10 protein-coding genes and 2 riboswitches are annotated in these 14,323 nt (G+C 72.3%); of the genes, 4 read left to right on the top strand and 6 right to left on the bottom strand.

The window, feature by feature from the left end; genetic code table 11:
- Nucleotides 1–207 precede the first annotated feature (207 nt).
- From ABD691_RS13055 to ald, 5 genes are all read right to left on the bottom strand, one after another.
- On the bottom strand, nucleotides 208–3,906 hold the full coding sequence (locus ABD691_RS13055; protein ID WP_344679887.1) for an ABC transporter ATP-binding protein: 3,699 nt from the start codon (nucleotides 3,904–3,906) through the stop codon (nucleotides 208–210).
- 392 nt (nucleotides 3,907–4,298) lie between these two features.
- Entirely contained in the window at nucleotides 4,299–5,147 is an 849-nt protein-coding gene (locus tag ABD691_RS13050) for an ABC transporter permease (RefSeq protein WP_344679886.1), read from the bottom strand.
- The gene (locus tag ABD691_RS13045) at nucleotides 5,147–6,133 is read right to left on the bottom strand and encodes an ABC transporter ATP-binding protein (protein ID WP_344679885.1); all 987 of its coding nucleotides are present in this window, start codon (nucleotides 6,131–6,133) and stop codon (nucleotides 5,147–5,149) included. The genes ABD691_RS13050 and ABD691_RS13045 overlap by 1 nt, the downstream gene beginning before the upstream one ends.
- 110 nt (nucleotides 6,134–6,243) lie before the next feature.
- A complete protein-coding gene (locus tag ABD691_RS13040; RefSeq protein WP_344679884.1) occupies nucleotides 6,244–6,780 on the bottom strand; it encodes a hypothetical protein in 537 nt (178 codons plus the stop codon).
- Nucleotides 6,781–7,161: 381 nt separating this feature from the next.
- Nucleotides 7,162–8,277 (bottom strand): alanine dehydrogenase, encoded by a 1,116-nt coding sequence (gene ald / locus ABD691_RS13035; RefSeq protein WP_344679883.1) that lies wholly within the window; start codon nucleotides 8,275–8,277, stop codon nucleotides 7,162–7,164.
- A gap of 261 nt (nucleotides 8,278–8,538) precedes the next feature.
- Between ald and ABD691_RS13030 the strand changes: the two genes are divergently transcribed.
- The gene (locus ABD691_RS13030; RefSeq protein ID WP_344679882.1) at nucleotides 8,539–9,405 is read left to right on the top strand and encodes an RICIN domain-containing protein; all 867 of its coding nucleotides are present in this window, start codon (nucleotides 8,539–8,541) and stop codon (nucleotides 9,403–9,405) included.
- Nucleotides 9,402–10,214 (top strand): hypothetical protein, encoded by an 813-nt coding sequence (locus tag ABD691_RS13025; protein ID WP_344679881.1) that lies wholly within the window; start codon nucleotides 9,402–9,404, stop codon nucleotides 10,212–10,214. Before ABD691_RS13030 ends, ABD691_RS13025 begins: the two co-directional genes overlap by 4 nt.
- Nucleotides 10,215–10,562: 348 nt before the next feature.
- On the opposite strand, the gene ABD691_RS13020 is transcribed toward ABD691_RS13025, so the two are convergent.
- On the bottom strand, nucleotides 10,563–12,119 hold the full coding sequence (locus ABD691_RS13020) for a PucR family transcriptional regulator (RefSeq protein WP_344679880.1): 1,557 nt from the start codon (nucleotides 12,117–12,119) through the stop codon (nucleotides 10,563–10,565).
- A 153-nt stretch (nucleotides 12,120–12,272) separates the two neighbouring features.
- Nucleotides 12,273–12,374: riboswitch (glycine riboswitch) on the top strand.
- Nucleotides 12,375–12,468, top strand: a riboswitch (glycine riboswitch).
- A gap of 48 nt (nucleotides 12,469–12,516) precedes the next feature.
- Here ABD691_RS13020 and gcvH point away from each other — a divergent pair.
- Together gcvH and ABD691_RS13010 are read left to right on the top strand one after the other, a co-directional pair.
- Complete coding sequence (gene gcvH, locus ABD691_RS13015; protein ID WP_344679879.1) at nucleotides 12,517–12,888, top strand: glycine cleavage system protein GcvH; 372 nt, start codon at nucleotides 12,517–12,519, stop codon at nucleotides 12,886–12,888.
- A gap of 25 nt (nucleotides 12,889–12,913) precedes the next feature.
- The gene (locus tag ABD691_RS13010) at nucleotides 12,914–14,269 is read left to right on the top strand and encodes an L-serine ammonia-lyase (RefSeq protein WP_344679878.1); all 1,356 of its coding nucleotides are present in this window, start codon (nucleotides 12,914–12,916) and stop codon (nucleotides 14,267–14,269) included.
- Nucleotides 14,270–14,323 lie beyond the last annotated feature (54 nt).

The following is a 14,323-nucleotide window of genomic DNA, read 5'->3' as shown; positions in this document are numbered from 1 at the left end:
TGGTCACAGAATCGATAAGGAAACCCCTGGACACGTCCCGGGCGATTCCTGTGCACGATCACTGCCCTCGTCAACGTTCCGTCGCCGCCGACGGCGCTGCCGTCGCCTGGTGCTACTCCATACGGGTTGTCGTCCGTACTAAGTATGACGTTTCGCGTTCGGCTGGTGTTCCCAAAAAGCGGACAAATCCACCCGCGTTTCGTCACGCTACGAAGCTGCCGCGGCGCGCTCCGTGTCCGTGTCGGCCCACAGCCGCGCGTAGTGCCCGTCGAGCGCGATGAGCTCGGCGTGCGTGCCCTGCTCGACGATCCGCCCGTCGTCGACCACCACGATCCGGTCCGCGCGGGCGGCGGTGGCCAGCCGGTGGGCGACGACGAACGTGGTGCGCTTGGCGGCGAGCTGGTCGCTGGCGGCCACCACCATCGACTCGGTCGCCGGGTCCAGCGCGGCGGTCGCCTCGTCGAGCAGCAGCAGGTCCGGGTCGACCAGCTCGGCGCGGGCCAGCGCGACCAGCTGCCGCTGCCCGGCCGACAGCCCGCGGCCCCGCTCGCCGACGTGCTGGCGGAAGCCGCCGGGCAGCATCGCGATGCCCGCGAGCGCGCCGACCGAGCGCGCGGCCAGCTCGATCTCCTCCGGCGTGGCGTCCGGCCTGCCGTAGGCGATGTTGGCCGCGACGTCCCCGGCGAACAGGTGCCCCTCCTGCGGCACCACCGCCAGCCGGTGGTGGAAGGCCGCCAGGTCGTAGCGGCGGACGTCGACCCCGTCGACCAGGACCTCGCCCTCGGTGGCGTCGTAGAACCGGGCCAGCAGCTTGACCAGCGTCGACTTCCCGGCCCCGGTCGCCCCGACCAGCGCGACCGTGTCGCCCGGCGCCACCCGCAGCGACACGTCGCGCAGCGCGGGCCGCTCGGTGCCCGGGTACCGGAAGCTCACCGACCGCAGCTCCACCTCGCCGGTCAGCCGCTCCGGCACCGGCGCGGGCTCGGCCGCCGCGGGCACCGAGGTCGGCGTGCGCAGCAGGTCGCCGATGCGCCGCAGGCCGACCTTCGCCTGCTGGTAGCCGTCGAAGACGCTGGACAGCTGCTGCACCGGCGCGAAGAACAGGCCCAGGTACAGCAGGAACGCGACCAGCACGCCCGCGGTCAGACCGCCTTCGGCGACCCGCGCGGCCCCGACGCCGAGCACCAGCGCCTGGGCGATCTCCGACAGCAGCGCCACGAACGGGAAGTACGTGGCGATGTAGCGCTGCGCGCGCAGGCGCGAGCGCCGGTAGGCGTCGCTGCGCTGGGCGAACACCTTCGCCGAGTGCCGCTCGCGGCGGTGCGCCTGCGCCACCCGCAGGCCGGAGACGTTCTCCTGCATGTCGGCGTTGACCGTGCTGACCCGTTCGCGCGCCTCGGCGTACGCGGTGGACGAGAGCTTGCGGAAGATCATCGTCGCCACCACCAGGACCGGCAGCACCGACAGCGCGACCAGCGCCAGCGACGGATCGGTGGCGATCAGGGTGCCGGAGATGCCGGTGAGGACCAGCACGCTGACCACCGCGGTCGCCAGTCCGGTCTGCAGGAACGACGACAGCGCGTCGACGTCGGTGGTCATCCGGGTCATGATCCGGCCGCCGAGCTCGCGCTCGTAGAAGTCCAGCCCGAGGCGTTGCAGGTGCGCGAAGCTGCGCAGGCGCAGCAGGTAGAGCAGGGTCTCGCCGGTTCGGGCGGTCACCACGGTCTGCAGCCGGACCACGCCCCAGCCGAGCAAGACGACGCAGGCGGCCAGCGCGGTCGCGGTCCACAGCGTCGGCAGGCTGCCGGTGCCCACGCCGGCGTCGACGCCGAACCGGATCAGGCTCGGCAGCGAGATCAGCGCCAGCGCGTCGGCGGCGACCAGCAGCACCGTGAGCAGCAGTCCCCAGCGGATCGGGCGGAACAGCCGGGCCAGCCGGAACTCCGGGTCCGGCGCGGTCGCGTCGACGCCCGGCAGCCGCGGCTCGGCGGTGGCCGCGGGCAGCCGCTCGATCCCGGCGGCCAGCTCGGGCGCGGGCCGGGTGGCGCCGGGCTCTTCCTGCGGCTGCGGCCACAGCTCCGGCGTGACGCCCTCGGACTCTGTTAGCTCTTCCCGGCAGGCCAGCTCCTCCCGGCAGGCGTCGATCGACTCGCCCGGCCCGGCCAGCAGCGACCGGAACAGCTCGCAGCGCTCCTGGAGCTCCTCCTGGGTTCCGACGTCGACGACCCGGCCCTCGTCGAGCACGGCGACCCGGTCGGCCAGCGAAAGCGTCGAGCGCCGGTGCGCGACCAGCAGCGTCGTGCGCTGCGCGGTCACCGACCGCAGGGTCTCGTGGATGGCGGCCTCGGTTGTCGGGTCGACCGCGGAGGTCGCGTCGTCGAGCACCAGGATCCGCGGATCCGACAGCAGGGCGCGGGCCAGGGCGACGCGCTGGCGCTGACCGCCGGACAGCGTCAGGCCGCGCTCGCCGACCAGCGTGTCGTAGCCGTCGGGGAGCGCGCTGATGAACTCGTGCGCCTCGGCGGCCTTCGCGGCGGCGATCACGGCCTCCTCGGAGGCGTCCGGCACGCCGTAGGCGATGTTGCCCCGGATGGTGTCGGAGAACAGGAAAGCCTCCTCGAACACCACCCCGATCGCCGATCGCAGCGAGTCCAGCCGCAGGTCGCGGACGTCCTGCGGGGTGCCGCCGACCGGGCCGACCCGGACCGCGCCGCGGTGCACGTCGTAGAAGCGGGGGAGCAGCATCGACACCGTCGACTTGCCCGACCCGGCCGGGCCGACCAGCGCGACTGTCTCGCCGGGCCGCACCCGCAGCGATGCCGACCGAAGCACCGGCTGGTCCCGGGTGTAGCCGAACCCGACCTCGTCGAGCTCCACCTCCAGCGGCCCGTCCGGCAGCACGACCGCGTCCGGCCGGTCCTGGACCTCCGGCTGGGAGTCGATCAGGTCGTTGATCCGCTCCACGCCCGCGCGCGCCAGCTGCGCCTGGATGACCGTGCCCGCGATCATCCGGGCGGGGCCGGCCAGCATCGTCACGTAACCGGCGAAGGCGACGAACGTGCCCAGGCTCACCTGGCCCTGCAACGCCATCCAGCCGCCGAGGCCGAGCACGCCGACCTGGCCCGCGACCGGTAGCGCGGTGAGCGTGGCCTGCGGGAACGAGGTCATCCGCGCCGCCCGCAGCCGCTCGGCGAACAGCCTGCGCGCCCCGGACTCCAGCCGGGCGACCTCGCGCCGCTCCTGGCCGAAGCCCTTGACCACCCGCACGCCGGTGACGGTCTCCTCGACGTGCTGGGCGATGTCGGCGGCGCGCTGCTGGGCCGACCAGGTCGCGGGGTAGAGCGTCTTCTTGCTGTGCGCCGACACCACGGCGATCAGCGGCGCGACGACCAGCGCGACCACGGTGAGCAGCGGGGAGAGCCACAGCATCGCCAGGATCGCGAACAGCGCGAGCACCACGGTGCCCGCGGCCAGCGGCAGCATCGACAGCAGCGCGTGGACCATCTGCAGGTCGCTGATCGACCGCGAGACGACCTGGCCGGTGCGCAGCGCGTCCTGCTTGCCGCCGTCGAGGCGCTGCACCGACCCGAACACCGCGCGCCGCAGGTCGTGCTGCACGTCGAGCGCGAGGCGGCCCGCGCTGTAGCGGCGCACGAACGCGGCGGCGAACCGGAACAGGCCGAGGCCGAGCAGCGCGGCGACGATCCACCCCAGCTGCGCCGTGCTGCCGCCGACGGCGTCGTCCACCGCGACCTTGGTCAGCAGCGGGACCGCCGCCTCCAGCCCGACCGCGGTCACCGAGGCCCCGATCGCCAGCAGCACCGACGCTGGGTGCCGCCAGCAGGCGGCGGAGAGACGACGGATCCAGCCGACGGTTGCAGGACGTTTGCTGCCGGAGTCGCGCACGTTGCCAGACTAGGTCGCGACACCGACGTTGCAGGACCGCTCAACCGGTCGCTGTGAGCCCTCGCACAGGGGCCGAAGGGGCTTTGCCGGTTCGGAGTCCGGTAGGGCTCGTGGTTCTGGGGTCCTCGCCGGCCCCAGACCCCTGGCAGACCTCCGGGATGAGTCTCCGTTGTCCGCTGCGGTTCGGTTGGGGTGGTTCTCATCCCGTCGGCCTCCACAAGGGCTATCAGACCGCGTCAAGGGGGCGGTTTGTGTTGGCCCGCTGCGGTTTCCGGGCTTGTGCCCCCTTGACACGGTCTGATCGGGCTGGCGCCAGGCCGACGGGATGAGAACCAAACCCCGCCCTTGTACGTGGAGACTTCCTCGGCTGCGGGGTGTGTCGGGTCAGGTCCTCAGGTGATGTCGCGCTTGCCGCTGACGTACCAGCCCGCCGCGCAGAAGACGGCGGCGTAGCCGAGGAACGTGAGCGCGCTCGCCCACCACGGGTGCGCATAGGTGCCGCCGAAGACGTAGTGCAGCACCTCGAACGCCTCGCGCGGGATGTCCGGCTCGTTCGTGCCCGCGACGGCGCTGATGAACACCGGGACCGCCAGGTTGCCGACGATCCCGTTGCCCGCCGAGCCGGGCAGGTAGGCGGTGATCCAGGGCGCGTCCGAGCCGGTCATGAACGTCGTGACGATGAACTCGAACACGAACTTGTAGACCAGCAGCGAGACGATCACCGCGATCGGGCTCGACACCAGCGCGCCGAACCCGACGCCCAGCAGCGTCCACAGCACCATCGCCAGCAGTCCGGCCGCGCCTACCGCGAACCAGTCGCCCGGGTCGCCGAAGCCGTCGAAGCCCGCTCCGACGAGTCCGCCGAGGCTGGAGAACAGCAGGTTCACCAGCCCGTAGAGCACGCCCATGCCGGTGTAGGCCACGAACTTCGCCGCCAGCACCGAGCCGCGGGGGTTCGCGGTCAGGTAGGTCGTGGTGATGCTCCGGGTGCGGTGCTCGCCCGCGACGGCCAGGCCGCCGAACACCGCCGCGAACGCGGTGCTGTAGTTCGTCGACAGCGACACCGTCAGCAGCCCGAGCGGCAGCGGCTGGCCGAGCTCCTTCTCCAGCTGGCTGATCGTGCCGAACCCGCTGCCCAGCCAGCCCGCGCCGAAGCTCATCACGGCGACCGGGACGAGCAGCGCCCACCACAGGTTGACGGTGAAGATCTTGCGGAACTCCGCCTTGATCAGCGCGCCCATCAGGCGTTACCTCCGAAACCGCCGTGCGGGCCGTACCCGGGCGCGGGCGGCGGGCCCCACCGGGACGGCGCGTTCTGGGCCCCCGCGAACTGGCCGTTGGTGAGCTGGAAGAACAGCTGCTCCAGGTCGACGCGCTCGTCCTGCATCCCGTACAGCGCGACGCCCGCCTCCAGCGCGAGGTCTGCGACCACCCGGGAGTCGGCGCCGGGGATCGCCAGCCTGCCGTCCGGGGTCGCCTCGGCCGCCAGGCCCTCCCGCTCCAGGGCCGCGACCAGCGCGGCGGGATCGGCGGCCTGCACCAGCACCCGCGAGCGCTGCGCGGCCCGCAGCTCGTCGAGGTGTCCGTTGTAGACGCACTCGCCGCGGCTGACGATCACCACGTGGTCGACGGTGTGCTCCATCTCGCGGAGCAGGTGGCTGGAGACCAGCACGGTCCGCCCGGTGGCGGCGAAGGACTTCAGGAAGCTGCGCAGCCAGGCGATGCCCTCCGGGTCGAGCCCGTTGGACGGTTCGTCGAGGACCAGGATCTGCGGATCGCCCAGCAGCGCGGTCGCCAGCGCCAGCCGCTGGCGCATGCCCAGCGAGAACCCGCCTGCCCGGCGCTTGGCCGCGGTGCCCAGCCCGACGAGTTCGAGGACCTGGTCGGCCTGCCGGTCGGGCAGCCGCATCGCCGCCGCGTAGCAGCGCAGGTGGTCCCTGGCGGTGCGCCCGGGGTGGAAGCTCTGCGCCTCCAGCACCGCACCGACCACGGTGCCGGGGTTGGGCAGCCCGCGGAACGGCACCCCGTTGACCGTCGCCGAGCCGGTGCTGGGCTCGATCAGCCCGAGGATCATCCGCAGGGTGGTCGTCTTGCCGGACCCGTTGGGGCCGAGGAAGCCGGTCACCGTGCCGGGCTGCACGGTGAAGCTGAGGTCCCGGACCGCGTGGACCGGCCCGAAGCTCTTGCCGAGACCCTGCACGGTGATCCGGCCGCTGCCGTCGTGCACACACCCTCCATCGTCACGGTTCGCGATTGGCCGTCACCCATCCTGCCGCACGCGGTCCGGTGATCCGGGGGGAGTCGTGGAATCGGTGCCCGGGAATCGGCGCTGTGGAATCAGCGCAGCGGGAGCCGCAGCCGCGGCCACCGGATCGGCCGATCCGAGACGGCGGCGCGGTAGATCTTGGTGTGGTCGGTCTCCAGGTGGCCGCCGATCGGTGGCGGGGCCGGATCCGGATCGGTGACCGGGAACTCGTCGGTGTTCCAGTCACCGGGGCCGTTGTCGCCGGTCGTCGCGACGACCGGGGGCCGCACCTCGATCGCGGACTCGGCGGGCGGCTCGGGGTGCGGGGCGCGCAGCAGCGCCCGCGGGCGGTCGCCGAGCAGGCGCCGGTGGGCGGCGAGCCACGCGGCGCAGGGCCACTGCCTGCCGCGCAGCAGGCCGGGGCAGGTGGGGCAGCGGCCGTTCTGGTCCGGGCGGTGCGCGTCGAGCAGCGCTCGCAGGCCCTCGGCCAGCAGGTGCAGCCCGGTCCGGGCCACCGGCAGCAGCTCCTCCGGGCAGCCCTCGGCGGCGGTCCGGTCGAGCAGGTCGAGGTGGTCCAGGACCGCGTGCCGGATCGCCGTACCGTCGGTCGGGGAAGCGTCGTTCGCCATCGTCGTAGTCCTCCTCGGTGACGCTGTCACTGGAACGGCGCACCCACGGTTTTGGGACTGGCGCGCCACAACTACTCCGATGGGGGACATCGGCAGGCGGAAATGCCGCCTGCACGGGTGAAGTGCTCGGTTCACGCGATCGAGTGGTTATCGATTTCGCATGAAATCGACGTGATGACGTTGCTTCTCTCGTCGGCAAACAGCCGATCGTGTCTTACACTGAAGTCGGCGGCCTGCTCCCGGTGACCCCCAGGCTGGTTGAGCGGGCCGCCCCTTAATGATCTCGTTTCCCGCGGCTTCGCCTGGCTGCGCCGGTTGAGGATTCGAACCCGAAGGGCCCGAAGAGCCGGGTGCGCTCTTCGGGCCCTTCGGGTCGTGGCGTCAGGACAGGACGTCGGCCAGCGGGGTCGCGGTGCGGCCGTGGGCCTCGGCGACCGGCTGGTTGACCAGCTTGCCGTCGTGGGTGTTGACGCCCAGCGCCAGCGCCTCGTCCGCCCGGCACGCCTGCTGCCAGCCGTTGTCGGCGATGCGCACCGCGTAGGGCAGCGTGACGTTGGTCAGCGCGTGCGTCGAGGTGTTGGGCACCGCGCCCGGCATGTTGGCCACGCAGTAGAAGACCGAGTCGTGGACCTTGTAGGTCGGGTCGTCGTGCGTGGTCGGGCGGGAGTCGGCGAAGCAGCCGCCCTGGTCGATGGCGATGTCGACCAGCACGCTGCCCGGCTTCATCTCCGACACGAGGTGGTTGGACACCAGCTTCGGGGCCTTCGCGCCCGGGATCAGCACCGCGCCGATCACCAGGTCGGCGGCCCGGACGGCCTGCTCGACCGAGTAGCGGTTGGAGGCCACGGTCCGGATCCGGCCGTGGAAGTCGCGGTCGATCTCGCGCAGCTTGTCGACGTTGGTGTCGAGCAGCTCGACGTCGGCGCCCATGCCCAGCGCGACGCGGGCGGCGTTCAGGCCGGCGACACCGCCGCCGATCACCACGACCCGCGCCGGGTGCACGCCGGGAACGCCACCCGGCAGCACGCCGCGGCCACCGCTGGGCCGCATCAGCGAGTACGCGCCCACCTGCGGGGCGAGCCGGCCCGCGACCTCGCTCATCGGGGCCAGCAGCGGCAGGCTCCCGTTGCCGGTCTGCACCGTCTCGTAGGCGATGCCGGTGACGCCCGAGTCGACCATCGCGTCGGTCAGCTCCGCCGAGGCCGCGAGGTGCAGGTAGGTGAACAGCACCTGGTCGCGCCGCAGCCGCGGGTACTCCTCGGCGATCGGTTCCTTGACCTTGAGCACCAGCTGGCCCTCGCCCCAGACCTCGTCGGCGGTGCGCAGCACCTTGGCGCCCGCGGCCAGGTAGTCCTCGTCCGGGATGGACGAACCGGCGCCTGCCTGCGCCTCGACGAAGACCTCGTGGCCGCGGCTGGTCAGCTCGTGCACGCCCGCGGGAGTGATGGCGACCCGGTACTCGTTGTTCTTGATCTCGCGCGGAACTGCGATCTTCACGGCGCAAATCCTTTCTCGGTGGTTGCGCCTTACGATCCGCTGCCCGCGTCCGCGCCGCATCATTCCACGCACTGAGATTGCCGGTGCCCGTTTGTGCTCCCAGCACAAACGGAGCCGGCCCGGGGTGATCACACCGGAGGTGAAGGGCCTTCGTAGACTCAAGATCTGTTCGAATCTGTGCCGGACACCTCCCGAAGGCGGTATGACCAGGCAGAACGTGGTGCGCCGACGGGCAAGTCCGAGCGGCCAGGAAGGCAGCAGGTGACCGAGAATCGCGAGTTCCCGGCCCCCGACGACGCCGGCAACGCCGCGGAGTTCGTGGAGTCGATGCGCCGGTTGCGGTCGTGGTCCGGGTTGACCTACCGCCAGGTGGAGGCCCGCGCGACGGCGAACGGCGACGTGCTGCCCTACAGCACCCTGGCCACCGCGCTGCGCCGCGACTCGCTGCCGCGGCGGGAGCTGACCAGCGCCTTCGTGCGCGCGTGCGGTGCGAATCCGGAGGAGACCGCCCGCTGGCTCGCGTGCCACGACCGGCTGTCGGCCGGTGCCGGTGCCCCGGTCCCGAGCCGGGAGCCCGAAGCGCCGTTCCCCGAGCCCGGCCGCAGGCGCGGGCCGCGCCCGGTCACGGCGGTCTCGGGGTTCGTGGCGTGCGCGGGTTTCGTGGTGTTCCTGCTGTTCGGCCCGGACATGGTCCGCCCGCCGAACGTGCACTGGTACGTGCTGCGGACGCAGGCGGGCAACTGCCTCGACATCACGGGCAAGGACGGCGACGGGAACCCGATGGTCGTCGAGGCGCCGTGCCGCGACGATCCCAAGCCTGCCCAGCGGTTCGCCTGGGAGAAGACCGACGACGTCTACCGGATCAAGGTCTACAACCCGGAGACCGGCGGCAGCACCTGGTGCCTCGACGTCGGCAACCGCGACCACCTGCGGCTCCAGGGGTGCCTGGAGACCAGCCAGACCCAGCGGTTCCGGCTGGAGCCCGCCGACGGCCACTGGCGGATCCTGCCGCTGGTCGAGCGCGAGTGCTTCGGGCTGGCCGCGGGCCCGCCGCAGCAGCCGCGCGAGGTCCGGCGGCAGGAGTGCACCGCTTCACCTGACCAAGTCTTCACGATGGAGCCAGCGTGAACAGCACCAGAGCACCCTGGCCGGAGCAGTGGAGCGCCCGGCCTCCGCGCGCGGCGCGGCTGGTCACGGCGGCGTTCCTGGTCCTGTGCGCGGCGGCACTGGCGATCGCGATCCGCAACCAGCTGACCAACTGGTCGTCCGGCTTCCGCTACATGCTGGTCTTCGCCCTGATCTTCGCGGAGCTGGCGGTGCTGGTCTTCGACGCCAAACTCCGGCCGCGCAAGGCCGGAGCCCGTCCGCTGCGGACGAAGGCGGCCGACGACGCGACGATGGCGTTGGAGATGCCGTACTCCAGGGTGCAGTTCACCCTGTTCGTCCTGCTGAGCCTGACCACCGCGGCACCGTTCGTGCTGGGCGTCGTTGGAGCGCTGGAGATCGGCCACCCCCAGGTCGGCAGGGCGGTGCTCCTCGGGATCGCGGCGCTGGTCCCGCTGTCCCTGCCGGTGGTGATGCTCAAGGGCTCGTTCGCGCCGGGGAAGGTCCGGCTCTCCCCGGCGGGGATCCACCACCGCGGCTGGACCCACGAGTCGTTCCTGCCGTGGGGCGACGTCGCCGAGATCCGCCCGCTGCACCGCGACGGCCCGGAGATCTGGATCTCGGGCCGACCGGGAGCGTCCTGGCGCAGGCGCCAGATCGCCCGGATCTGGCACGAGGACAAGCTGCCCGAAGTCCCGGCCCTGCGCATCCCCGGCCGCGACCTCGCGGGCGACCCGGCGGTGCTGCTGGCCCTGCTGCGCCACTACCAGGACAACCCCGCGTCCCGCCCAGAACTCGCGACCGACCGGGCGAAGCAGGCGCTCGGGGCCTGAGGAACGCATCGCCGCCACTGAGCCAACCGTGCCCAGCAACAACGAAGTCCCCACCCACAAGGGCGGGGTTTGGTTCTCATCCCGTCGGCCTGGCGCCAGCCCGATCAGACCGTGTCAAGGGGGCACAAGCCCGGAAACCGCAGCGGGCCAACACAAACCGCCCCCTTGACGCGGTCTGATAGCCCTTGTGGAGGCCGACGGGATGAGAACCACCCCAACCGAACCGCAGCGCACAACCCCCACTCATCCCGGAGGTCTGCCGGGGGTCTGCCGGGGGTCCGGGGTCGGCGAGAGCCCCGGAAACCACCCACGCAACAGAACCCAAACCGCCACAACCCCAACCCCCCCTCACCCGTGCTGAGCCCACCGCTCGGCGAGCAACTGCACGAGCAGCGCGGCCCGCACGTCGGCATCGTCGAGATCGACATCGACCAGCTGCGTGATCCGCTTCATCCGGTACCGGAAAGTGTTCGGATGCACCCGCAGGTCGCGGCTGGCGGTCCGCGGATCGCCGGGGTGGCGCAGCCACGCGTGCAGCGTGCTGAGGTACTCGGTGCCCTGATCGCGGTCGTGCTCGCGCAACAGCGGCAGCGGTCCGAGCGAGGCGACCCCGGCGTCGGTCGACGCCCCCGCCATCCGGCTCAGCACCAGCAGGTGCCACAGGTCCTCGTACACCGCGACCCGCTTGCGCACCTGCCCGGCGCGCAGTAGCGCAAGCAGTTCGTCGGCCTCCGCGCGCGAGCGCGCGAGATCGGCGACGCCGACTGCCGTGCCCACGGCGACCAGCGGTTTCGGCTCGTCCTCGCTCGCGGTCAGCGCCGCGCGCAGCACCGGCCAGCCGCCCTGGCCGGGCCGGTCCGGCACCAGCGCGTAGAGCACGTTGCCGATCTCGGTCACCAGCGGGCGCCGCCCGACCCCGCGCGTGATCCACTCCCAGATCGCCAGCCGGTGCCCTTCCGCCTGCTCGGCAGAGGCGCTCACGCCGAGCGCGACCACCCGGTGCGGGTCCTGCGAGACCGCCAGCTCGGTCGCCGCGGTCCGCCACCGCTCGCCGCCTTCCAGCAGCTGCCGCACCTGCTCGGCCGACCGCTGCCGCTCGGCGTCGGCGACCGCGCGCCAGCGCAGCAGTTGCAGCGCGACCAGCGGCGCGGTGTCGGCGAAGGCCGTCGACCGCTCCTCGGACACCTCGCCAGGCACCACCGCCCACATCGACCCCAGCAGCTCGCCGCCCATCCGGATCGGGACCACCAGCCTGGGCAGCGTGCCGTCGCCCTGGGCGGGCACGAAGATCGCCGACCGGCCCTTGCTGAGCTGCCGGAACGTGCCCCGGGCGCGGAACTTGGCCAGCACGTCGTCCGGCTGCTTGCGGCCCATGATCGTGGAGATCCGGGCGGGGTCGGTCAGGTCCTGCCGGGCGGAGTAGGCCAGCACCTGGGAGTGCGCGTCCTCGATGGTGACCGGCGCGTCCACGACGTCGGCGACCGCGTCGGCCAGCCGGAACAGGTCGCCCAGCGGTGGGCCGCGGGTGTCGGTCTCCTGCGTCGCCGTCCCGGCCAGCGCCGCCCGGATCAGCCACACCAGCTGCGCCCACGCCGTGCCCGCCCGCACCTCGACCAGCGCGATCCCGGCCTCCTGGGCCGCGGCCACCACCGCCGGGTCGCCGGACAGCGGCGGCTTGAGCAGCAGGGCCGCCGCGCCTTCCGCCCCGCAGTCCCTGGCGAGCGCGGCTGCCTGCCCGGACCCGCGGACCGCGACGCCCAGCACCAGGTCGCCCTGGGCGGCCCGCGGCGGCTGCTCCGGCTCGGCGATGACGACGTCGCCGACGCAGTCGGTGGACTCCGGGAGGATCACGGTGCGCAGCAGCGTCGGCCCGACCCGCTCGATCAGCGCCCGGATGTCCAGCATCGTCGCCTCCTCCCCGCGGTTCCCAGCGTATGGGACCGGGCGCCCGGGAAATCGCCGGGCGAACATCCGGTGGCGGACCAGGGGCGGGCCATTGACACCTCGGCCGGCCCGTTTATCGTTTGGCGCGGAGCATGACAACCGCATACCGGCCGCAGAACCCGGGCGGGAGAGACCCTGAGCACCGCAGGTGCACCAGGGCGCCGAAGGAGCAAGACTCCCCGCAAACTCTCAGGCACCCATGACCGCTCGGGCGAGGCAACTCTGGAAAGCGCGCGCCACGGCGCCGCACCCACGGTGCAAACCGCGACGAAGCGGTGAAGCTCTCAGGTTCCGCAACAGAGGGGGAGGCCCAACCATCCCGGGCATTCCCATGCCCCCGAAAGCGACGGAGCCTCCCATGTCCCTGCCCACCAACCTGCGCTACACCGAAGAGCACGAGTGGATCGAGGACCGCGACGGCGTGGTCCGCATCGGCATCACCCCGTACGCGGCCGAGTCGCTCGGCGACATCGTCTTCGTGGAGCTGCCCGAGGTCGGCGCGCGGATCGAGGCGGGCGGCGCCTGCGGTGAGCTGGAGTCGACGAAGTCGGTCAGCGACCTCTACGCGCCGGTCACCGGCGAGGTCGTGGCGATCAACGAGTCCGTGGTGAGCGATCCCGCTCAGGTCAACGCCGATCCGTTCGGCGACGGCTGGCTGATCGAGGTCAGGGCGACCGAGACCGGCGAGGTGCTCAGCGCCGAGCAGTACGCCGAACTGACCGGGGCGTAGCCGGGCACAAGCGGAGGGCGGATCAATGGCGATCAGCGTCTTCGACCTCTTCTCGGTGGGCATCGGCCCCTCGAGTTCGCACACCGTCGGCCCCATGCGCGCGGCGGCGACCTTCGTCGCCCGGCTGCGCGGGGCGGGGCTGCTGCCCCGGGTGTCGCGGGTCAAAGCTGAGCTGTTCGGGTCGCTGGGAGCGACCGGGCACGGTCACGGCAGTCCGAAAGCGGTGCTGCTGGGGCTGGAAGGGCACGCGCCGGAGTCGGTGGACCCGGCGGCGGTGGAGCCGCGGGTGACCGAGATCCGGGAGACCGGCCGGTTGCGGCTGGACGGCGTCAGCGAGATCGCGTTCTCGCTCGATCGCGACCTGGTGATGCACCGGCGCAAGTCGCTTCCGCTGCACCCCAACGGGATGCGGTTCACCGCGTGGGACGCGGCGGGCGACGAGGTGGAGTCGGCGGTGTTCTACTCCGTCGGCGGCGGATTCGTGGTCGACGAGGAAGCGACCGGGACCGACCGGATCAAACCGGACACCACCGAGGTGGCGTGGCCGTTCCGCACGGGTGAGCAGCTGCTGGCGCACACGGCGGAGTCGGGGCTGCCGATCTCCGGGGTGATGCTGGCGAACGAGCTGTCGTGGCGCACCGAGGACGCGGTGCGCAAGGAGCTGCTGCACATCTGGCACGTCATGGCCGAGTGCGTGGCGAACGGGTGCGCCAACACCGGTGAGCTGCCCGGTGGCCTGAAGGTGCGGCGGCGCGCGGCGGCGTTGGCGGAGTCGCTGACCGAGCAGGACGACCCGATGGAGTGGGTCACGCTGTTCGCGCTGGCGGTCAACGAGGAGAACGCGGCGGGCGGCCGGGTGGTGACGGCCCCGACCAACGGCGCGGCCGGGATCGTGCCCGCGGTGCTGCACTACTACACGCGGTTCGTGCCGGGCGCCGACCAGGACGGCGTGGTGCGGTTCCTGCTCGCCGCGGCGGCGATCGGGGTGCTGTTCAAGGAGAACGCGTCGATCTCGGGCGCCGAGGTCGGCTGCCAGGGCGAGGTCGGGTCGGCGTGCTCGATGGCGGCTGCGGGGCTGGCCGAGGTGCTGGGCGGGACCCCGGCGCAGGTGGAGAACGCCGCGGAGATCGCGATGGAGCACAACCTGGGCCTGACCTGCGACCCGATCGGCGGGCTGGTGCAGATCCCGTGCATCGAACGCAACGCGGTGGCGTCGGTCAAGGCGATCACGGCGGCGCGGATGGCGTTGCGCGGCAACGGATCGCACTTCGTGTCGCTGGACAAGGTGATCAAGACGATGCGCGAGACCGGCCGCGACATGAAGGTCAAGTACAAGGAGACCGCGCGCGGCGGGCTGGCCGTCAACGTCATCGAGTGCTGAGCGCGCTTCCGGGCGCCTGATCCGTCCAGTGTGGATGGACCGGGCGCCCGGTTG

Origin of the sequence: Saccharopolyspora taberi (genome assembly GCF_039534165.1) — a bacterium.
Taxonomy (GTDB): domain Bacteria; phylum Actinomycetota; class Actinomycetes; order Mycobacteriales; family Pseudonocardiaceae; genus Saccharopolyspora_D; species Saccharopolyspora_D taberi.
The sequence above is the reverse complement of the archived record's forward strand: the minus strand, read 5'-3'. Positions and strand labels throughout refer to the sequence as shown.